The organism is Stenotrophomonas sp. GD04145 (assembly GCF_029835135.1).
Classification (GTDB): domain Bacteria; phylum Pseudomonadota; class Gammaproteobacteria; order Xanthomonadales; family Xanthomonadaceae; genus Stenotrophomonas; species Stenotrophomonas maltophilia_P.
On sequence record NZ_JAODZG010000062.1, the window covers coordinates 1 to 18,245 of the forward strand.

An 18,245-nucleotide genomic window follows, 5' to 3' on the forward strand; every position below is an offset into this window, starting at 1 on the left:
CGGCGCTACCGGGGGCCTCCCGGCTACCCTCGATTCAGGCGGTTCAGGCAGAATCCCCCTCATACCCTTCCAGGATCTGCCCATGCGCGTTCTGCTGCTTTCCTCCCTGCTGCTCACCGTCACCGCCTGTACCTGGGTGCCGATCGAACCGGCCGGGAAGACCGTCCGCGTGCTGCCGGCCGGGCCGGCGCCCACCGGCTGCATCACCAAGGGCGAGGTGGTGGTCACCGTGAAGAGCAAGGTCGGCTTCTACAACCGCAACCCGCTGCGCGTGCAGGAAGAACTGGAAACGCTGGCCCGCAACGAGGCCCCCAGCGCCGGCGCCAATGCCGTACAGGCCGCCGCACCGCCGGCCGATGGCAGCCAGCGCTTTGCCGCCTTCCAGTGCCCGCCGCGCTGAATCCTTCACCATACGGGCAAGCCTGAATTCGTAAAGATGCGGTGAAGGCCCGGGGGGTTATAGAATAGCGCCCCCTTTTGCCTGAGCCTTGGCGCTAACCTCGATGCTCTTCAAGAATGTCTCGATCGCCGGCCTGGCACACGTCGATGCGCCTCATACGCTGACGACGAAGGAAATCAACGAACGCCTGCAGCCGACGCTGGACCGGCTGGGCATCCGCACCGACGTGCTCGGCGATATCGCGGGCATCCACGCCCGCCGCCTGTGGGACAACGGCGTGCTGGCCTCGGATGCGGCCACCATGGCCGGTCGCAAGGCACTGGAAGATGCCGGCATCGAAGCCACCCAGGTCGGCCTGCTGGTCAATACCTCGGTCAGCCGCGACTACCTGGAGCCGTCCACGGCCTCCATCGTCTCGGGCAATCTGGGTGTCAGCGACGAATGCATGACGTTCGATGTCGCAAATGCCTGCCTGGCTTTCATCAACGGCATGGACATCGCAGCGCGCATGATCGAGCGCGGTGACATCGACTATGCGCTGGTGGTGGATGGCGAAACCGCCAACCTGGTGTACGAGAAGACGCTGGAGCGCATGACCGCGCCGGACGTCACCGCCGACGATTTCCGCAACGAACTGGCGGCGCTGACCACCGGTTCGGGCGCTGCCGCCATGGTGATGGCGCGCTCGGAACTGGTGCCGGATGCCCCGCGCTACAAGGGCGGCGTCACCCGTTCGGCGACCGAATGGAACCAGCTGTGCCTGGGCAACCTGGACCGCATGGTGACCGACACCCGCCTGCTGCTGATCGAAGGCATCAAGCTGGCGCAGAAGACCTTCACTGCGGCCAAGATCGCGCTGGGCTGGGCGGTGGAAGAACTGGACCAGTTCGTCATCCACCAGGTCAGCCAGCCGCACACCGCAGCGTTCATCAAGAACTTCGGCATCGACCCGAAGAAGGTCATGACCATCTTCGGCGAGCACGGCAACATCGGCCCGGCGTCGGTACCGATCGTGCTGAGCAAGCTCAAGCAGCTGGGCAAGCTGAAGAAGGGTGATCGCATCGCGCTTCTGGGCATCGGCTCGGGCCTGAACTGCTCGATGGCCGAAGTGGTCTGGTAAACAGACCCCTGCGTTGAATCCTGGGGCCGGTACTACCGGCCCTTTTTACAGGTGCGACCTGATGTCCAAGCTTCCCGGTTACCCCGCCCATCCCCAACGCTTCGAGGTCCGCCCTGGCCTGTCGATGAACTATCTCGACGAGGGCCCGCGCGACGGTGAGGTGGTGGTGATGGTGCACGGCAATCCGTCGTGGAGCTATTACTGGCGCACGCTGGTGGCCGGCCTGTCGGACAAGTACCGTTGCATCGTGCCCGACCACATCGGCATGGGCCTGTCGGACAAGCCCGATGACCGTGGCTATGCGTACACGCTGCAATCGCGCGTGGATGACCTGGATGCGCTGCTCAGGCACCTGGGCATCACCGGCCCGGTGACCCTGGCCGTGCACGACTGGGGCGGCATGATCGGCTTTGGCTGGGCGCTGTCGCACCACGCGCAGGTCAAGCGGCTGGTGGTGCTCAATACCGCCGCGTTCCCGATGCCGGCAGCGAAGAAGATGCCATGGCAGATCGCGCTCGGACGGCACTGGAAGATCGGCGAGTGGATCATCCGCACCTTCAATGCCTTCTCCGCCGGCGCATCGTGGCTGGGCGTTGAGCGGAAGATGCCCGCCGACGTGCGCCGCGCGTATGTATCGCCGTACAACAGCTATGCCAACCGCATCAGCACCATCCGCTTCATGCAGGACATTCCGCTGGGCCCGGCCGACAAGGCGTGGTCGCTGCTGGAGCGTGCAGGCAAGGCGCTGCCGTCGTTTGCCGATCGCCCGGCCTTCATAGGCTGGGGCCTGCGCGACTTCGTGTTCGACCACCATTTCCTGCAGGGCTTCCAGGCGGCGCTGCCGCAGGCCCAGGTGCATGCCTTCAAGGACGCGGGCCACTACGTGCTGGAAGACAAGCACGAGGTGCTGGTGCCGGAGATCCGCGCCTTCCTGGACGCGAATCCGATCTGATCGGATCCCCTCGGTAGCGCCGGGCCATGCCCGGCGTTGTCATGCATGGGGTCAGAGCCCTTCCGTGCCGGAAACGGGCCCGACCCCGACCGTCACGCCGCGATCGGCGCCTGCGGCGGAGACGACGGGCTGCTGCCGTTGTCGTCCGGATGATCGTCGTCGTTGTCCGCCTCGTCGCGCCAGCGCCAGTCGGCCAGCGTCAGCGGGTCCAGGCCGTAGGCGATGCGGGCCTTGTCGCACTGCGGGCTGGCCTTGCCGTACTCCCATGAGGCATCCACTTCGCGGCAAACGCTGGGCCGGTTGGGGTGGATCGTGCAGCGCGAATACACGCCGATCTGCGCATCCAGTGCCACGCAGCGCACCGGTTTGGAGTGGGTGCCGCGCATGCACAGGCGATGCGGGTCGAGCACTTCGGTCAGCTGGTGGGGCACGCCGCCCGGGGTGACCTCGTCCGATTCCATCCAGTGGAAGGCCACGCGGTACTGGGTGCAGCAGGCGCCGCAGGTCATGCAGGGGTGTTGCATGGGCAAGCCGCCTCGGGCGGCAGTCGGAATCGGGAACGAGGCTGCGGATTTTCCACGAAGTGAGCCGCCGCGCAAGAAATTCCGTAAGCGGCGACAATGAACGGATGAACCGACCCTGCAACATTGCTGCGCGGTTGCCTGAACTGGCCCGTGAACGCCCCGACCAGATCGCCATCCGCTGCCCCGGCCGCCGCGGCGCCGGCAACGGCATGGCGGCCTACGATGTGACCCTGGACTATCGGCAGCTGGATGCCCGCAGCGACGCCATGGCCGCCGGCCTGGCCGGCTACGGGATCGGGCGCGGCGTGCGCACGGTGGTGATGGTGCGGCCCTCGCCGGAGTTCTTCCTGCTGATGTTCGCCCTGTTCAAGCTGGGTGCGGTGCCGGTGCTGGTCGATCCCGGCATCGACCGGCGCGCGCTGAAGCAGTGCCTGGACGAAGCCCAGCCGGAGGCCTTCATCGGCATCCCGCTGGCCCACGTGGCACGGCTGGCGCTGCGCTGGGCGCCGTCGGCGACCCGCCTGGTCACGGTGGGACGGCGGCTGGCCTGGGGCGGGACCACCCTGGCCGCGCTGGAGCGCGCGGGCGCGCAGGCCGGGCCGATGCTGGCGGCCACCGACGGCGAGGACATGGCCGCGATCCTGTTCACCAGCGGCTCTACGGGCGTGCCCAAGGGCGTGGTCTACCGCCATCGCCATTTCCTGGGCCAGATCGAGCTGCTGGGCAGCGCCTTCGGCATGGAGGCCGGCGGGGTGGACCTGCCGACCTTCCCGCCCTTCGCCCTGTTCGATCCCGCATTGGGGTTGACCTCGGTGATCCCGGACATGGACCCCACGCGGCCCGCGCAGGCCGATCCGGCACGCCTGCATGATGCGATCCAACGCTTCGGCGTGACCCAGCTGTTCGGCTCGCCTGCGCTGATGCGGGTCCTGGCCCGCCATGGCCGGCCGCTGCCGTCGGTGACCCGGGTGACCTCGGCCGGTGCCCCGGTTCCGCCGGATGTGGTCGCCACCATCCGTGGCCTGCTGCCGGCCGGCGCGCAGTTCTGGACGCCGTACGGTGCCACCGAATGCCTGCCGGTGGCGGTGGTGGAAGGCCATGAACTGGAGCGCACCCGTGCGGCCACCGAGGGCGGTGCGGGTACCTGCGTGGGCAACGTGGTGGCCCCGAACGAAGTGCGCATCATCGCCATCGATGATGCACCGCTGGCCGACTGGTCGCAGGTGCGCGTGCTGGCCACCGGCGAGGTGGGCGAGATCACCGTGGCCGGCCCCACCGCCACCGACAGCTATTTCAATCGCCCGCAGGCCACCGCTGCGGCGAAGATTGCCGAAACGCTGGCCGATGGCAGTACCCGCATCGTGCATCGCATGGGCGATGTCGGCTATTTCGACGCGCAGGGCCGTCTGTGGTTCTGCGGACGCAAGACCCAGCGCGTGGAAACCCCGCACGGCCCGCTCTACACCGAACAGGTCGAGCCGGTGTTCAACACGGTGCAGGGCGTGGCACGCACCGCGCTGGTCGGCGTGGGTCCCGCGGGCGCGCAGGTGCCGGTCCTGTGCGTGGAGCTGCAGCGTGGACAGTCCGACAGCCCGGCGCTGCATGAAGCGCTGCGCGCCCTTGCCGGCGCACGCCTGCCCGAGGCCGGGCTGCAGCACTTCCTGGTGCATCCGGCGTTTCCCGTGGATATCCGTCACAACGCCAAGATCGGCCGCGAGAAGCTCGCCGTCTGGGCCAGCGCCGAACTGGAGAAGCGCGCATGAAGATCCTGGTCACCGGTGGTGGTGGTTTCCTTGGCCAGGCGCTGTGCCGCGGGCTGGTCGAGCGCGGCCACCAGGTGCTGGCATTCAACCGCAGCCACTACCCGGCGCTGCAGGCGCTGGGAGTGGGCCAGATCCGTGGCGACCTGGCGGACCCGCAGGCCGTGCTGCATGCGGTGGCCGGTGTCGATGCGGTGTTCCACAACGGTGCCAAGGCCGGCGCCTGGGGCAGTTACGACAGCTACCACCAGGCCAATGTGGTCGGCACCGACAATGTCATCGCTGCCTGCCGTGCGCATGGCATCGGCAGGCTGGTCTATACCTCCACACCGAGCGTGACCCATCGTGCCACCCACCCCGTGGAAGGACTGGGCGCGGACGAGGTGCCCTACGGCGAGGATTTCCAGGCGCCGTACGCGGCGACCAAGGCGATCGCCGAACAACGGGTGCTGGCCGCCAACGACGCGACGCTGGCCACGGTGGCGCTGCGCCCGCGCCTGATCTGGGGGCCGGGCGACCAGCAGCTGGTGCCGCGCCTGGCCGAGCGCGCACGGCAGGGCCGGCTGCGCCTGGTCGGTGATGGCAGCAACAAGGTCGACACCACCTACATCGACAACGCCGCGCTGGCGCACTTCCTGGCATTCGAGGCGCTGGGCCCGGCGGCGGCCTGCGCCGGCAAGGCCTACTTCATCTCCAATGGCGAGCCACTGCCGATGCGCGAGCTGGTCAACAAGTTGCTGCAGGCCGTGGGCGCCCCCCCTGTGGAGAAGGCAATCAGCTTCAGGACCGCCTACCGGATCGGTGCGATCTGCGAGCGCCTGTGGCCGCTGCTGCGGTTGCGCGGCGAGCCGCCGTTGACGCGTTTCCTCGCCGAGCAGCTGTGCACGCCGCACTGGTACAGCATGGAGCCGGCGCGCCGTGATTTCGGCTATGTGCCGCAGGTCAGCATCGAGGAAGGGCTGCGTCGGCTGCAGGCCGCGTCGTCATGACGGCAGCCTCACGGCGCTGAAGACTTCATCGCGCGCAGAACCGGCCATCACCGGTTGCACACCGCCGGACCGGGAGGATGGACCCCACGCCACCCACGGCCGAATATCTGCGAGGAGCGCCATGCTGCATTACGCCGTCATTTTCTTCGTCATCGCCATCATCGCCGCCGTGCTCGGTTTCTCCGGCATCGCCGGCGCGGCCAGCAACATTGCCTGGATCCTGTTCGTGGTGTTCCTGGTCCTGGCGGTGATCTCGATGTTCCGCAAGCGCGGCTAGTGAGCCCCGGAGCAGTGCCGGTCGATGGCCGGTACTGCTCCGGCGGAAGCGGTTGTTTGCTGTAGTACCGGGTACTGTCTGGCCTACAGCAGCCTCTGATCGGCTTCGTGCCGTTCCAGGGCCAGTTCAATCAGGCGTGTGATCAGCGTGGTGTAATCCACGCCACTGGCGCCCCACAGCTTCGGGTACATGCTGATGCGGGTGAAGCCCGGCAGCGTGTTGACCTCGTTGATGACGACGCGGCCGTCGCCGGTCAGGAACACATCCACTCTGGCCATGCCGGCGCACTCCAGCGCCTGATACGCCTGCAGGGCGATCTGCCTGATCCGCTGCTGGGTGGCATCATCGATGTCGGCCGGGACCACAACGTCGGCGCCATTCTCGTTGAGGTACTTGGTGTCGTAGGCATAGAACTCGTCGTGCACCACCACTTCGCCACACACGCTGGCCTGCGGCTGCTCGTTGCCGAGCACCGCACATTCGATCTCGCGGCCGGCCACGGCCGCTTCCACCAGAACCTTGTGGTCGTAGCGCAGCGCCCCTTCCAGCGCGGCCGCGAAGCCGGCAGCGTCCTTGACCTTGCTCACCCCCACCGACGAACCCTGGTTGGCCGGCTTCACGAACAGCGGCAGACCGAGCTGGGCGATGACGCCGTCGACATCGATGTTCGCAGCCTGGTGGCGACGGATGCACTGCCAGGGCGCCACCTGCAGGCCGGCATCGCGCAGCAGGCGCTTGGTAACGTCCTTGTCCATGGCCACGGCCGAGCCCAGCACCGGTGAACCGACGAAGGGCAGGTTGGCCATGCGCAGCAGGCCCTGCAGCGCGCCATCCTCACCCAGCGGACCATGCACGATCGGCAGGACAACGTCGATCTGGCCGAGCACGGCAGCCGGATCGGCGGGCTGCAGCTGCGCCTGTCCGGCGCCCGGGTGCACCGACAGCGCGACGCCGGACCGGTGCAGCGCGATGCGCGCCGGATCATCGGCGTTGAGCAGGAAGCTCCCGGCCTGGCTCAGATGCCATCGGCCCTGCTTGTCGATGCCGATCAGCACCGGCTCGAAGCGCTCGTGGTCGAGTGCGTCGAGGATGTTCTTCGCCGACTGCAGCGAGACTTCGTGCTCGGAGGACGTACCACCGAAAATGATGCCGACCCGGGTCCTGCTCATGGGCAATGCGATGTCCTGGACGTTGCGTGGCCCCACAGCATGGACCTTCCTTCGCCCGGCAGGTGAGGCGGAGATGAACCCGCACCCATCCGCGCTGCCCGGCCCAAGCCCGGCACCCACGAAGGTAGAATGGGGCCATGGCTCTTTCCCTGCTCAAGTCCCTCAAGCCGGTCGCCGGCCGTGCCCTGCAGATCGCCCTGAACCGCGCCCTGGCGCTGGATCCGGATACCCGCCACGCGTTGGCCGGTCTGGATGGCCGCCATATCGATCTGACCCTGGAGGCTCCTGCGCTGGCCATGCGCATCAGCGTTGACGGTGACCAGCTGCGGGTGGGGCCGGTGGATGCGCAGGAAGCCGATCTGGCCGTACGCAGCAGCTTGTCGGGGGTGCTGGCCCAGCTGCCGCTGCTGGCCAATGCCCGGCGCGCCGACAGCACCGGCAAGGGACGCGTGCGCGTGGCCGGCGATGCCGAGCTGGCGCGCCGCCTGCAGCAGCTGGCCAAGGGCTTCGACCCGGACTGGCAGCAGCCGTTCGTCAGCGTGTTCGGCGAGGTGCTGGGCGTACAGGTGGCCAACACACTGCGCGGCGCGCTGCAGCACGCCCGCCAGGGCGTGATCGATCTGGCGCACAGTGCAGCCGAATTCATTACCGAGGAATCGCGCGACGTGGTGCCGCGCGCCGAGCTGGACGCGTTCCACGACGATGTGGATGTGCTGCGCGATGATGTCGAGCGCCTGGGTGCACGCGTGCAGCGCCTGCGGGGTGCGGCATGAAGGCGGTGCTGCGGGCCAGCCGCATCGGCCGGGTGATCCTGCGCTACCGCCTGGATGACCTGCTGCAGGACACGCCGGCCGAACGCTGGCTGCGCCTGGCCAAACCCTTCGTTCCGCGGGCCTCGGCCGACATCGCCGCGCAATCGCGTGGCGCACGCCTGCGCCTGGCGCTGCAGGACCTGGGTCCGATCTTCGTCAAGTTCGGGCAGATCCTGTCGACCCGTCGCGACCTGGTGCCGCCGGACGTGGCCAACGAACTGACCCTGCTGCAGGACCGGGTCAAGCCGTTCGACGGCGACACCGCGCGCCGCATCGTCGAGGACGCGCTGGGCCTGCCGGTCAGCGAAGCCTTTGCCAGCTTCGATACCGAACCGCTGGCGTCGGCCTCGATCGCGCAGGTCCATGCGGCCACGCTGGCCGATGGCCGCCAGGTGGTGGTCAAGGTGCTGCGCCCGGGCATCGAGAAGCAGATCGACGCCGATATCGCCCTGCTCAATTCACTGGCCGCGCTGGTTGAGCGCACCCACCCGCGTGCCGACAAGATCCGCCCGCGCGAAGTCGTGGCGGAAGTGGAGAACACCCTGGCCGCCGAGCTGGACCTGCAGCGCGAAGGCGCCAACGCCAGCGTGCTGCGCCGCTTCTGGGAGAACTCCGACGACCTGTACGTGCCGGAAGTGATCTGGAGCCACACGGCCGAGCGCGCGCTGACCCTGGAGCGCGTGTGGGGCATTCCCTCCGATGACATCGTGGCACTGGACGCCGCCGGGATCGATCGCAAGGCGCTGGCCGCCAAGGGCGTGCGGGTGTTCTACACCCAGGTGTTCCGCGACAACTTCTTCCACGCCGATGCGCATGCCGGCAACATCTGGGTCGACCCCGATCCGGCACGCCGCAGCGATCCGCGCTTCATCGCGCTGGACTTCGGCATCATGGGCCAGCTGTCGCAGGAAGATCAGTACTACCTGGCCGAGAACTTCATGGCCATCTTCAACCGCGACTACCGCCGCATCGCCGAGCTGCACGTGCAGGCGCGCTGGATGCCGGACCACGTGCGCATCGACGACCTGGAAGCGGCGGTGCGGTCGGTGTGCGAGCCGTACTTCACCCGCCCGCTGTCGCAGATCTCGCTGGCGGAAGTGCTGATGAAGCTGTTCCGCGTGGCGCAGCGCTACCAGCTGACGCTGCAGCCGCAGCTGATCCTGCTGCAGAAGACCCTGTTGAACATCGAAGGCGTCGGTCGCCAGCTCGACCCGCAGATCGATATCTGGGCGGTGGCCAAGCCGGTACTGGCGAAGATCCTGCGCGAGCGCTACAGCCCGCGCAGGGTGATGCGCGAGCTCGGCAAGCGCCTGCCGGAAATCATGACCCACGCACCGGACATGCCCCGCCTGGTGCATGCCTGGCTGACCCAGCAGGTGGAGGGACGTCACGAGCTGGCGATGCGCTCGCGCGATCTGGTATCGCTCGATGCCAGCGTGCAGCGCCTGCAGAAGCATGCGGTCGGTGCCATCACCGGCGTCGGCCTGCTTGCCATTGCCGCCTTGATGTACGTGCTGCAGCCGCCCGGCTGGTACTGGGGCGACCTGCCGATGTGGAGCTGGCTGTCGGGCGCGGTGGGTGTGGCCGCATTGGCCCGGGCGTGGTGGAAGTAGCCGCCGTGCTGCAGGCGCTCAAGGACGAACTGGCGCGCTTTGGCGCCGACAACGATGCGCGCGAAAGCGAGCGGGCCCGGCGCATGCTCAACATCACGCCGGATACCGGTGCGCTGCTGTCGCTGCTGGTACGTTTCGGACAGGCCCGGCGCGTGCTGGAGATCGGCACCTCCAACGGCTATTCCACCCTGTGGCTGGCCGAGGCTGCCGCTGCCATCGACGGCCATGTGACCACGCTGGAGTACGCTGCCGACAAGGTGGCCCTGGCCGGCGCGACCTTCGCCCGCAGCGGCCTGCAGGCGCATATCACCCTGATGCACGCTGACGCCGGGGCGTGGCTGGCGCAGGCGGCCGATGCCAGCATCGACCTGCTGTTCCTCGATTCGGATCGCGAGCAGTACGCTGGCTGGTGGCCGCACCTGCGCCGCGTGCTGCGGCCCGGTGGCCTGCTGGTGGTGGACAACGCGATCTCCCACGCCGAACAGATGGAGCCGCTGCGTGCGGCACTGGTGGCCGATCCTGATGTCAGCGTCAGCCTGGTGCCGGTGGGCAACGGTGAACTGCTCGCACTGCGCAACGTTTGACTGCCTCGCGGCACAAACCCGGGGTCAGATCCCTTTTCCGCAGGAAAAGGGCTCTGACCCCATACAGGCCGCCCGTATAATCGCGCGGTGAGCACCGAACCCGATACCCTCGCCGCGGTCGAGACCGACACCGCCCCCCTTCGGCTCCTGCACCTGGATGAACGCCTGGCGGTGGTCGACAAGCCGGCCGGGCTGATGGTCCATGACAGCAAGCTGGCCCGTGGCGAAGATGATTTCCTGGCCGATCGCCTGCGTGAGCAGCTCGGGCGCCCGATCTTTCTGGTGCATCGGCTGGATCGTGCCACCAGTGGCTGCCTGCTGCTGGCCTTCGACCGTGACACCGCCAGTGCGCTGGGCAAGGCCCTGATGGGCGGCGAGGTGGCCAAGGACTACCTGACGATCTGCCGCGGCTGGCCGGCCGAGGCGTCCTGGCGGGTCGACCACGACCTCGACGGCGGCCCCGGAAAACCGGTCAAGAAGCCTGCCATCACCGACTTCCAGTGCCTGGCTACCGGCGAGCTGCCGGTGCCGGTCGGCGAGTTCGCCCGTTCGCGCTATGCGCTGCTGCGCTGCCAGCCGCAGACCGGACGGTTCCGGCAGATCCGCCGGCATCTCAAGCATCTTTCGCACCACATGATCGGCGACACCAGCCACGGCGACGGCCGCCACAACCGCATCTTCCGCATGCAGGGGGTGCACCGCATGCTGCTGCACGCCGAGCGCCTGCGTTTTCCGCATCCCGAGGGCGGCACGGTGGATGTGCGGGCGCCGCTGGACCGGGAATTCCAGAAGGCGCTGGACCTGTTCGGCTGGCGGGTGGAGTGAAGGCAGCGCCGGGCATGGCCCGGCGCTACCGCCTCACTTCTTTTCCGGCTCGTTGACGATCGCTTCCAGATCCTTCTGCAGGTCGGCGAACAGCGGCTGCATGCGCGACTGGATGGCCACCATCACGTTCTGCATCAGCGCCGGGGTCTTGTCGAGCAGACTCTGGCCCGCCGGGCTCTCGTAGAACTCGGCCATCGCCAGCACGTCTTCCTTGCTGAAGGTCTTCTTGTAGAGATCCACGTACATCGGCCGCAGCTGCTGCCATGACAGGGCCTGGCGCAGGGTCTGGCTGGTCCGTGCCTGGATGCGCTTGAGCTGCTCCTGCTGCTGGGCATTGAGCTGGCGCTGCGACGCGACCTGCTGGAACTGCTGCTGCTGCATCGCCTCGATCTGCGGCAGCATGGTGTCGATCATGCTCTGCGCGCGGGAGGCCGACAGCAGGCGGTTGATGTCGCCGTCGGTCGGCGCGGCGGCCAGGACCGGGGCGCTGGCCACGGCAAGCGCCAGCAGAAGGGCAGCACGGCGCAGCAGGGCGGGCAGGGTGGATGCGGAGCGGATCATGCGAAGCTTCCTGCGGTACATGGGACGGCCAGCATACCCGCTGGCAAGGCGAAGGCGGCGTGTTCGGTGCCTGATCGGCGGCATACGGCGCGCGATGCCGCACTCCACCACGTGGCTGCCGTTACAATGCGCGGATGGGCAGTGGACCGGTCACCATCAGCGCGCAGCTTGAGATCCCCGACGGCGAGATCGTCGAGCGTTTCGTGCGTGCCAGTGGTGCCGGTGGCCAGAACGTCAACAAGGTGTCCACCGCGGTGGAACTGCGTTTCGACGTGGCCAACTCGCCCTCGTTGCCCGAACCGTTGCGCGCGCGCCTGCTGGCGCGGCGTGACCGGCGGATGACCGGCGAAGGCGTGCTGGTCATCGACGCGCAACGCTTCCGGACCCAGGATCGCAATCGCGAGGATGCGCGCGAGCGGCTGGCGGCCTTCATCCAGGCCGGGTTGAGCGTGCCCAAACCGCGCAAGGCCACCAAGCCGACCCTCGGGTCGAAACTGCGTCGTCTGGACGCCAAACGCGGGCGCGCGCAGATCAAGCGCGGGCGCTCCTCACGTGACTGGGAGTGATTGCTTGAACAACCCGACTCCGTTGCTGCCGGCCATCCCGCCGAACATGCCGCAGGTCAGATCCAACCCGTTCCTGCGCTGGCTGGCGCGCTGCACCCTGCGCATGGGCGGCTGGAAGGTGGTCGGCACCCTGCCGGACATCCCGAAGCTGGTCTTCATCATCGCCCCGCACTCGTCCAACTGGGACGGGTTCTGGGGCATGGCGGCCAAGATCGCACTGGGCATGAAGGTCAAGGTGCTGGGCAAGGCGTCGCTGTTCTGGTGGCCGCTGGGCCCGCTGCTGCACCGGCTGGGCGTGATCCCGCTGGACCGCAGCTCGCCGCAGGGAACCGTCGGCCAGGCCGTGGACCTGATCCGCAACAACGACAGGATGTGGTTCGCGATCACCCCGGAAGGCACCCGCAAGGCGGTCAAGGAATGGAAGGCCGGATTCCTGAAGATCGCGCGGATGGCCGACGTGCCCATCCTGACCGCCTATTTCCATTATCCGGAGAAGGTCATCGGCGTCGGTCCGCTGTTCCATCCCACCGGCGATGACGTGGCCGACATGGCCGCCATCCGCGAGTTCTACCGGCCCTGGATCGGCAAGACCCGCGGTACGGTCTGAGCCGGCCGCCAGTGAAGGTCCAGACGCCACGTCCGGCACATGCCGGGCGAGCGCGACAGGAGTAGGGTGGACGGTCGGCATCCCATCCCGTCTGCCCAAGGAGCGTTTTACATGTCGCGTACCGTAGTCCTGGCCGCCGCCATCAGCCTGGCGCTGGCGGCCTGTTCCGGCAAGGAGTCCACCCCCGTGTCCGCAGCCCAGAATACCCCGGCCCAGCAGCCGGCCGATGCCTCCACCAACCCGCTGCTGAGCGCCAGCACGCTGCCGTTCCAGGCGCCGCCGTTCGACAAGATCAAGGACAGCGACTACCTGCCGGCGTTCGAGGAAGGCATGCGCCAGCACCTGGCCGACGTGCGCAAGATCGCCGACAACAGCGAGCCGGCCACCTTCGACAACACCATCGTGGCGATGGAGCGCAGCGGTGAGACCCTGACCCGCGTGTCGCGCATCTTCTTCGGCCTGGTGCAGGCCGATACCAACGATGCGCGCCAGAAGATCCAGGAAGAAGTCGCGCCGAAACTGGCCGCGCACCAGGACGAGATCAGCCTCGACCCGAAGCTGTTCGCACGCGTGAAGTCGCTGTACGACCAGCGTGACACGCTGGGCCTGGACCCGGTGCAGAAGCGCCTGGTCGAGCATTACTACGACGGCCTGGTGCGTGCCGGTGCGCAGCTGTCCGACGCCGACAAGGCCAGCCTGCGCAAGCTCAACGTGGAAGAGACCACGCTTTCCACCCAGTTCCATACCCGCCTGGTCGCCGCCACCGCTGCCGCTGCCGTCATCGTGGACGACAAGGCCAAGCTGGCCGGCCTGGATGAGAACGCGATCAACACCGCGGCTGCCGATGCGAAGGCGCGCAAGCTTGACGGCAAGTTCCTGCTGCCGCTGCAGAACACCACCCAGCAGCCGGTGCTTGGTTCGCTGAGCGACCGCGACCAGCGCGCCGCCGTGCTAAAGGCCTCGGAAACCCGCGCCGAGCGCGGTGATGCCAACGATACCCGCCAGACCGTGCAGCGCCTGGCCCAGCTGCGTGCGCAGAAGGCCAAGCTGCTGGGTTTCGACACCTTCGCCGACTACCAGCTGGGCGACCAGATGGCCAAGACCCCGGCCGCCGCGCTGAAGCTGCTGACCGACACCGTGCCGGCTGCCACCGCCAAGGCACGTGCCGAAGCCGGCGAGATCCAGAAGGTGATCGACGCGCAGAAGGGCGGTTTCCAGGTTGCGGCCTCGGACTGGGACTTCTACGCCGAGCAGGTACGCAAGGCCAAGTACGATCTGGATGAGTCGCAGATCAAGCCCTATTTCGAGCTGGACAACGTGCTGCAGAACGGCGTCTTCTACGCCGCCACCCAGCTGTACGGCATCACCTTCAAGCCACGTACCGACATTCCGACCTACCACCCGGACATGAAGGTGTACGAAGTGTTCGACAAGGACGGCACCTCGCTGGCCCTGTTCTACACCGACTACTTCAAGCGTGACAGCAAGTCCGGTGGCGCGTGGATGGACGTGTTCGTCGAGCAGGATGGCCTGACCGGCGCCAAGCCGGTGGTCTACAACGTCTGCAACTTCACCAAGCCGGCCGAAGGCCAGCCGGCGCTGCTGAGCTTCGACGACGTCACCACCCTGTTCCACGAGTTCGGCCACGCCCTGCACGGCATGTTCTCGAACGTGAAGTACCCCTCGATCGCCGGCACGGCCACCTCGCGCGATTTCGTCGAGTTCCCGTCGCAGTTCAACGAGCACTGGGCGCTGGATCCGAAGGTGTTCGCCAACTACGCCAAGAACTACAAGACCGGCGAGCCGATGCCGCAGGAACTGGTCGACAAGATCCTCAAGGCGCGCAGCTTCAACCAGGGCTACGCCACCACCGAGTACCTGTCGGCTGCGCTGCTGGACCTGGCCTGGCACACGCAGAAGGCCGACGCGCCGCTGCAGGATGTCGGAGCCTTCGAAGCCAGCGCGCTGAAGAAGTTCAAGGTCGATCTGCCGCAGGTTCCGCCGCGCTACCGCACCACCTACTTCGACCACATCTGGGGCGGTGGCTACTCGGCCGGCTACTACGCCTACTTCTGGGCGGAAGTGCTCGACCATGACGCCTTCCAGTGGTTCACCGAGAACGGCGGCCTGACCGCGGCCAATGGCCAGCAATTCCGCGACAAGATCCTCTCGCGCGGCAACAGCGTGGAGCTGTCGACCCTGTACCGCGATTTCCGCGGCAAGGACCCGTCGGTGGAACCGCTGCTGAAGTTCCGCGGGCTGAAGTAAGAAAGCGAAAACGGCGGGGGCGACCCCGCCGTTTTTCTTTCTGTAGCGTCGAGCCATGCTCGACGTTCTTCTGTAGAGCCGAGCCCATGCTCGGCTGATGTTTCCTGGAAAGGCAGCCGAGCATGGGCTCGGCTCTACAAACAGCGTTACGTCCCCACGTGCACCGGGTTCGCCTGTTCGGCAAGGCCCAGGTGATCCAGCGCGATATCCAGCGCCAGCACGTAGCTCTGCGCGCCATAGCCGGCGGCGATGCCCAGGCGCTGGCCGATGCCGGCCGGCAGACAGGGCTCAGCCACCGCGCCGTCGTCATGCACCTCCACGTAGGCGTTGTGCAGATAGGGCAGCAGGCGCTGCAGACGCAGGCTGCCGGCACACGCGCCGGGATCGAGCAATGTCACTTCGCCGCGGCTGTGATCGGCCACGCGCAGGGCATCCAGCAGTTCCTGTTCCGAACCGCAGGCACGGATGGCCACGCTGGTGCCGGCATCGATCGCACGGTGTACCAGCGACTTCAGTACCGGTGCCGGCAGCGGCAGTGCGGTACGGATCAATGTGCCGGCCGCTTCCGGGCCGCGGATGATGAAGATCGACATGGCTCAGCCCTCCTGCGCCAGGCGGCGGCCGACGATGGCCAGCGACAGCGGATAACCGGCCTGCTGGCTGCGCTGGTCGACCACCACCGCGGCCGGCCCATGCTGCAGGCGCAGGCGCGCGTCCAGGCCGGGTTCGCGGGCGCTCTGCAGCTCGATGTACTGCGCCGGCAGCCGCTCCAGGGCGGCCTGCAGCGCGCTGCCCTCGGCCTGCCATTGCGCCTCGTCGGCCACGCCCACGTCCAGCAGTACCCAGTCGGCCGAGCGCGCCTGCGGCTGGCACAGGCACTGGCGCACTTCGGACAGGCTGGCGCAGTCGCTGCACAGCACGCGGTGGCCGGACAACTGCGCCGGCAGCTGCGGACGCGGTGCCGATGAAGAGGCGTGGCGGATCACCAGGAGGGTCATACAACACCTTGCGGAAAGCGCCGTTCGGCGCGGTGGGCAGACGATGCGCGCAGTGCCCGTAAAGGTGCGATGCCGGGCGCCGGGCCCGGGCGTAAAACCTGCGTAACCCTGCATTGGCAGCGCCGGGCCATGCCCGGCGAGCACATGGCGCGGCCGTTCCAACACTCGGCCGGGCATGGCCCGGCGCGACCGGGAACCTCTTGCACCCGGATGGGGTCTGAAGACCCTGCCACCCCATCGGAACCTGACATGGATGCTGTTGCCCGACCGCCGTTCCCGCAACGCGCTCTCGCCTGGCTGAAGAAGGAGGCGCTGCCGCTGCTGCTCATGCTGGGCCTGCTCGCCGCCGCCCGCGACACCCTCGCCAATCATTACGTGGTGCCCAGTGGCTCGATGCAGCCGACCCTGCAGCCCGGTGACCGGGTGGTGGTGGACATGCGTGCCTATGGCCTGCGCCTGCCGTTCACCAACACGTCCCTGCTGTCCACCGGCCAGCCGCAGCGCGGCGAGGTGGCGGTATTCGATTCGCCTGCCGACGGCACCCGCCTGATCAAGCGGGTCGCCGCCGTGGCCGGCGACCACGTGCAACTGCACGAGGGCCACCTGAGCATCAACGGCCACCCGCTGCAGATGGCCGACCTGCAGGACGTGGAGGCCTTCGGCAGCCGCCGTGCCCGCCTGGACCTGGACATGGGCGGTGGTCCCGACATTGCGGATCTGGTGGTACCGGCCGGCAAGCTGCTGGTACTGGGGGATCATCGCGGCAACAGTTTCGATGGCCGCTTCTTCGGCTTTGTCGACGCCGACAAAGTCTACGGGCGCGCCGTGGCCGTCTACTACCGCCGCGGCGATGGCTTCCAGTGGCAGCACCTGTGAGCTGAATCGATACGTCAGGGATATCAATCCTGACTTTTCAGGTTATGGATCGACTGGGTGGACGGGCCTAGTCTGGGGCCCGTTCCCTCCACCCCGGCCGCCCCCAACGGCCCATCGATCCCATGACTGGCGAAACCGCCGCGGCCCCCGAACGTCGCTTCCCTCCTGCCGATTCCAGCCCCGAAACGCGCATCCAGCAGGGCACGCCAGCGTTCCGCCGCACTGCGGTCGCGCTGTTCCTGGCCGGCTTCTCCACCTTTGGCCTGCTGTACACGGTGCAGCCGTTGCTGCCCGAGTTCAGCCGCCACTTCGGCGTCTCCGCCGCCGGCAGCGCGATGTCGCTGTCACTGACCACCGGCACGCTGGCCGTGGCGATGCTGCTGGCCGGGCTGCTGTCCGACGCCGTGGGCCGCAGGCCGTTGATGATCGTCGCCCTGCTGGCCTCGGCCATCCTCTCGCTGAGTACCGCCCTGGTCGATGACTGGACCACGCTGCTGGTGCTGCGCACCCTGCTGGGCCTGGCCCTGAGTGGCGTGCCGGCGGTGGCGATGACCTATCTGGTCGAAGAAATGGACAGCCGCGCACTGGGCCTGGCGATGGGCCTGTACATCGGCGGCAACGCGATCGGTGGCATGAGCGGGCGCCTGCTCGCCGGCATCATCGCCGACCATTGGGGGTGGCGCTGGGGCATCGGCGTGGTCTCGATCATCGCCGTGGCCAGCACCGTGCTGCTGTGGCTGCAGCTGCCGCCATCGCGGCATTTCCAGGCCCGTCGCGGCGGCCTGCGCCAGCTGCCGTCGCGCTGGCGCACGTTGTTCGCCGATCCCGGCCTGCCGTGGCTGTTCGCCACCTCCTTCGTGTTGATGGGCGTATTCGTCACCCTCTACAACTACCTCGGCTATCACCTGCTGGCGCCGCCGTACCACCTCAGCCAGACCGTGGTCGGGCTGATCTTCAGCGTCTACCTGGTCGGTACGTTCAGCTCGGCATGGATGGGCCAACAGGCCACGCGGTACGGCCGTGGGCGCGTCCTGTCGATCTCCTTCGTGCTTATCGGTGCCGGCATCGCGCTGCTGGCGATGCCGTGGCTGACCACGATGGCGCTGGGCATCGCGCTGGTGACCTTCGGCTTCTTCGGCGGTCATTCGGTCGCCAGCAGCTGGGTCGGCAGCCGGGCGGGCATGATGCGCGCGGAAGCCTCGGCACTGTATCTGTTCGCCTACTACCTGGGGTCGAGCGTGCTGGGCGGTGTGGGCGGGCTTGCCTACGCCGCGTGGGACTGGCTGGGGGTGTGCGCGTTCGCGGCAGTGCTGACCCTGCTTGGCGGTGGCATCGTCTGGGCGT

General features: G+C 67.7%; 20 protein-coding genes. 15 read left to right on the forward strand and 5 right to left on the reverse strand.

The genetic code is table 11. The features are described 5' to 3' along the window. Window positions 1-82: 82 nt before the first annotated feature. The 3 genes from N7367_RS18040 to N7367_RS18050 all read left to right on the forward strand — a co-directional run bounded on the left by N7367_RS18040 (window position 83) and on the right by N7367_RS18050 (window position 2,472). On the forward strand, window positions 83-400 hold the full coding sequence (locus N7367_RS18040) for a DUF4156 domain-containing protein (protein ID WP_053518422.1): 318 nt from the start codon (window positions 83-85) through the stop codon (window positions 398-400). A gap of 103 nt (window positions 401-503) precedes the next feature. After that, window positions 504-1,520 (forward strand): 3-oxoacyl-ACP synthase III, encoded by a 1,017-nt coding sequence (locus N7367_RS18045; RefSeq protein WP_008264841.1) that lies wholly within the window; start codon window positions 504-506, stop codon window positions 1,518-1,520. Window positions 1,521-1,581: 61 nt separating this feature from the next. Then, window positions 1,582-2,472 (forward strand): alpha/beta fold hydrolase, encoded by an 891-nt coding sequence (locus tag N7367_RS18050; RefSeq protein ID WP_053518424.1) that lies wholly within the window; start codon window positions 1,582-1,584, stop codon window positions 2,470-2,472. A 92-nt stretch (window positions 2,473-2,564) separates the two neighbouring features. Here N7367_RS18050 and N7367_RS18055 read toward each other — a convergent pair whose 3' ends face one another. Next, the gene (locus tag N7367_RS18055; protein ID WP_053518425.1) at window positions 2,565-2,996 is read right to left on the reverse strand and encodes a YkgJ family cysteine cluster protein; all 432 of its coding nucleotides are present in this window, start codon (window positions 2,994-2,996) and stop codon (window positions 2,565-2,567) included. A 104-nt stretch (window positions 2,997-3,100) separates the two neighbouring features. On the opposite strand from N7367_RS18055, the gene oleC reads away from it, so the two are divergent. From oleC to N7367_RS18070, 3 genes are all read left to right on the forward strand, one after another. Further along, window positions 3,101-4,759, forward strand: a complete 1,659-nt coding sequence (gene oleC, locus N7367_RS18060) for an olefin beta-lactone synthetase (protein ID WP_053518426.1) — start codon at window positions 3,101-3,103, stop codon at window positions 4,757-4,759. After that, window positions 4,756-5,745, forward strand: coding sequence for a 2-alkyl-3-oxoalkanoate reductase (oleD, locus tag N7367_RS18065; protein ID WP_111186525.1), 990 nt, complete (start codon window positions 4,756-4,758; stop codon window positions 5,743-5,745). The genes oleC and oleD overlap by 4 nt, the downstream gene beginning before the upstream one ends. A gap of 121 nt (window positions 5,746-5,866) precedes the next feature. After that, complete coding sequence (locus N7367_RS18070) at window positions 5,867-6,022, forward strand: DUF1328 domain-containing protein (protein ID WP_004153593.1); 156 nt, start codon at window positions 5,867-5,869, stop codon at window positions 6,020-6,022. A gap of 83 nt (window positions 6,023-6,105) precedes the next feature. Here the strand turns inward: N7367_RS18070 and ddlA are convergent, their stop codons facing one another. Then, window positions 6,106-7,191: a D-alanine--D-alanine ligase gene (gene ddlA / locus N7367_RS18075; RefSeq protein WP_253118339.1), complete on the reverse strand. Its 1,086-nt coding sequence runs from the start codon at window positions 7,189-7,191 to the stop codon at window positions 6,106-6,108. A gap of 137 nt (window positions 7,192-7,328) precedes the next feature. Between ddlA and N7367_RS18080 the strand changes: the two genes are divergently transcribed. The 4 genes from N7367_RS18080 (at window position 7,329) to N7367_RS18095 (ending at window position 11,025) form a co-directional block, all read left to right on the forward strand. Next, window positions 7,329-7,964 (forward strand): SCP2 sterol-binding domain-containing protein, encoded by a 636-nt coding sequence (locus N7367_RS18080; protein WP_053518430.1) that lies wholly within the window; start codon window positions 7,329-7,331, stop codon window positions 7,962-7,964. Further along, window positions 7,961-9,616 carry a ubiquinone biosynthesis regulatory protein kinase UbiB gene (gene ubiB / locus N7367_RS18085; RefSeq protein ID WP_065174173.1) on the forward strand — a complete coding sequence of 552 codons (1,656 nt, stop codon included), beginning with the start codon at window positions 7,961-7,963 and terminating at the stop codon, window positions 9,614-9,616. Before N7367_RS18080 ends, ubiB begins: the two co-directional genes overlap by 4 nt. 5 nt (window positions 9,617-9,621) lie before the next feature. Further along, window positions 9,622-10,200 carry a class I SAM-dependent methyltransferase gene (locus N7367_RS18090; protein ID WP_262218909.1) on the forward strand — a complete coding sequence of 193 codons (579 nt, stop codon included), beginning with the start codon at window positions 9,622-9,624 and terminating at the stop codon, window positions 10,198-10,200. Window positions 10,201-10,287: 87 nt separating this feature from the next. Next, window positions 10,288-11,025 carry a pseudouridine synthase gene (locus N7367_RS18095; protein ID WP_053518434.1) on the forward strand — a complete coding sequence of 246 codons (738 nt, stop codon included), beginning with the start codon at window positions 10,288-10,290 and terminating at the stop codon, window positions 11,023-11,025. A gap of 33 nt (window positions 11,026-11,058) precedes the next feature. On the opposite strand, the gene N7367_RS18100 is transcribed toward N7367_RS18095, so the two are convergent. Continuing rightward, window positions 11,059-11,586: a DUF2059 domain-containing protein gene (locus tag N7367_RS18100; RefSeq protein WP_065174175.1), complete on the reverse strand. Its 528-nt coding sequence runs from the start codon at window positions 11,584-11,586 to the stop codon at window positions 11,059-11,061. Window positions 11,587-11,720: 134 nt separating this feature from the next. On the opposite strand from N7367_RS18100, the gene arfB reads away from it, so the two are divergent. From arfB to dcp, 3 genes are all read left to right on the forward strand, one after another. Continuing rightward, window positions 11,721-12,152 (forward strand): alternative ribosome rescue aminoacyl-tRNA hydrolase ArfB, encoded by a 432-nt coding sequence (gene arfB, locus N7367_RS18105; protein WP_005420755.1) that lies wholly within the window; start codon window positions 11,721-11,723, stop codon window positions 12,150-12,152. Between the two features lie 46 nt (window positions 12,153-12,198). Continuing rightward, a complete protein-coding gene (locus N7367_RS18110; RefSeq protein WP_227255266.1) occupies window positions 12,199-12,759 on the forward strand; it encodes a lysophospholipid acyltransferase family protein in 561 nt (186 codons plus the stop codon). Window positions 12,760-12,870: 111 nt separating this feature from the next. Further along, a complete protein-coding gene (dcp, locus tag N7367_RS18115; protein WP_065174176.1) occupies window positions 12,871-15,027 on the forward strand; it encodes a peptidyl-dipeptidase Dcp in 2,157 nt (718 codons plus the stop codon). 146 nt (window positions 15,028-15,173) lie between these two features. Here the strand turns inward: dcp and N7367_RS18120 are convergent, their stop codons facing one another. Beyond that, window positions 15,174-15,620, reverse strand: a complete 447-nt coding sequence (locus N7367_RS18120) for a 3-dehydroquinate dehydratase (RefSeq protein ID WP_180876414.1) — start codon at window positions 15,618-15,620, stop codon at window positions 15,174-15,176. A 3-nt stretch (window positions 15,621-15,623) separates the two neighbouring features. Next, entirely contained in the window at window positions 15,624-16,025 is a 402-nt protein-coding gene (locus N7367_RS18125) for a hypothetical protein (protein ID WP_065174177.1), read from the reverse strand. A 249-nt stretch (window positions 16,026-16,274) separates the two neighbouring features. On the opposite strand from N7367_RS18125, the gene lepB reads away from it, so the two are divergent. Both lepB and N7367_RS18135 read left to right on the forward strand, forming a co-directional pair. Next, window positions 16,275-16,901 (forward strand): signal peptidase I, encoded by a 627-nt coding sequence (gene lepB / locus N7367_RS18130; protein ID WP_065174178.1) that lies wholly within the window; start codon window positions 16,275-16,277, stop codon window positions 16,899-16,901. A 122-nt stretch (window positions 16,902-17,023) separates the two neighbouring features. Continuing rightward, window positions 17,024-18,245: MFS transporter (locus tag N7367_RS18135; protein WP_279942937.1), on the forward strand; the 1,222-nt coding region annotated here is incomplete at its 3' end.

Coding starts and splice junctions, on each gene's coding strand:
- N7367_RS18040 (WP_053518422.1), top strand. CDS start 83: ATGCGCGTTCTGCTGCTTTCCTCCCTGCTGCTCACCGTCACCGCCTGT.
- N7367_RS18045 (WP_008264841.1), top strand. CDS start 504: ATGCTCTTCAAGAATGTCTCGATCGCCGGCCTGGCACACGTCGATGCG.
- N7367_RS18050 (WP_053518424.1), top strand. CDS start 1,582: ATGTCCAAGCTTCCCGGTTACCCCGCCCATCCCCAACGCTTCGAGGTC.
- N7367_RS18055 (WP_053518425.1), bottom strand. CDS start 2,996: ATGCAACACCCCTGCATGACCTGCGGCGCCTGCTGCACCCAGTACCGC.
- oleC (WP_053518426.1), top strand. CDS start 3,101: ATGAACCGACCCTGCAACATTGCTGCGCGGTTGCCTGAACTGGCCCGT.
- oleD (WP_111186525.1), top strand. CDS start 4,756: ATGAAGATCCTGGTCACCGGTGGTGGTGGTTTCCTTGGCCAGGCGCTG.
- N7367_RS18070 (WP_004153593.1), top strand. CDS start 5,867: ATGCTGCATTACGCCGTCATTTTCTTCGTCATCGCCATCATCGCCGCC.
- ddlA (WP_253118339.1), bottom strand. CDS start 7,191: ATGAGCAGGACCCGGGTCGGCATCATTTTCGGTGGTACGTCCTCCGAG.
- N7367_RS18080 (WP_053518430.1), top strand. CDS start 7,329: ATGGCTCTTTCCCTGCTCAAGTCCCTCAAGCCGGTCGCCGGCCGTGCC.
- ubiB (WP_065174173.1), top strand. CDS start 7,961: ATGAAGGCGGTGCTGCGGGCCAGCCGCATCGGCCGGGTGATCCTGCGC.
- N7367_RS18100 (WP_065174175.1), bottom strand. CDS start 11,586: ATGATCCGCTCCGCATCCACCCTGCCCGCCCTGCTGCGCCGTGCTGCC.
- arfB (WP_005420755.1), top strand. CDS start 11,721: ATGGGCAGTGGACCGGTCACCATCAGCGCGCAGCTTGAGATCCCCGAC.
- N7367_RS18110 (WP_227255266.1), top strand. CDS start 12,199: ATGCCGCAGGTCAGATCCAACCCGTTCCTGCGCTGGCTGGCGCGCTGC.
- dcp (WP_065174176.1), top strand. CDS start 12,871: ATGTCGCGTACCGTAGTCCTGGCCGCCGCCATCAGCCTGGCGCTGGCG.
- N7367_RS18120 (WP_180876414.1), bottom strand. CDS start 15,620: ATGTCGATCTTCATCATCCGCGGCCCGGAAGCGGCCGGCACATTGATC.
- N7367_RS18125 (WP_065174177.1), bottom strand. CDS start 16,025: ATGACCCTCCTGGTGATCCGCCACGCCTCTTCATCGGCACCGCGTCCG.
- lepB (WP_065174178.1), top strand. CDS start 16,275: ATGGATGCTGTTGCCCGACCGCCGTTCCCGCAACGCGCTCTCGCCTGG.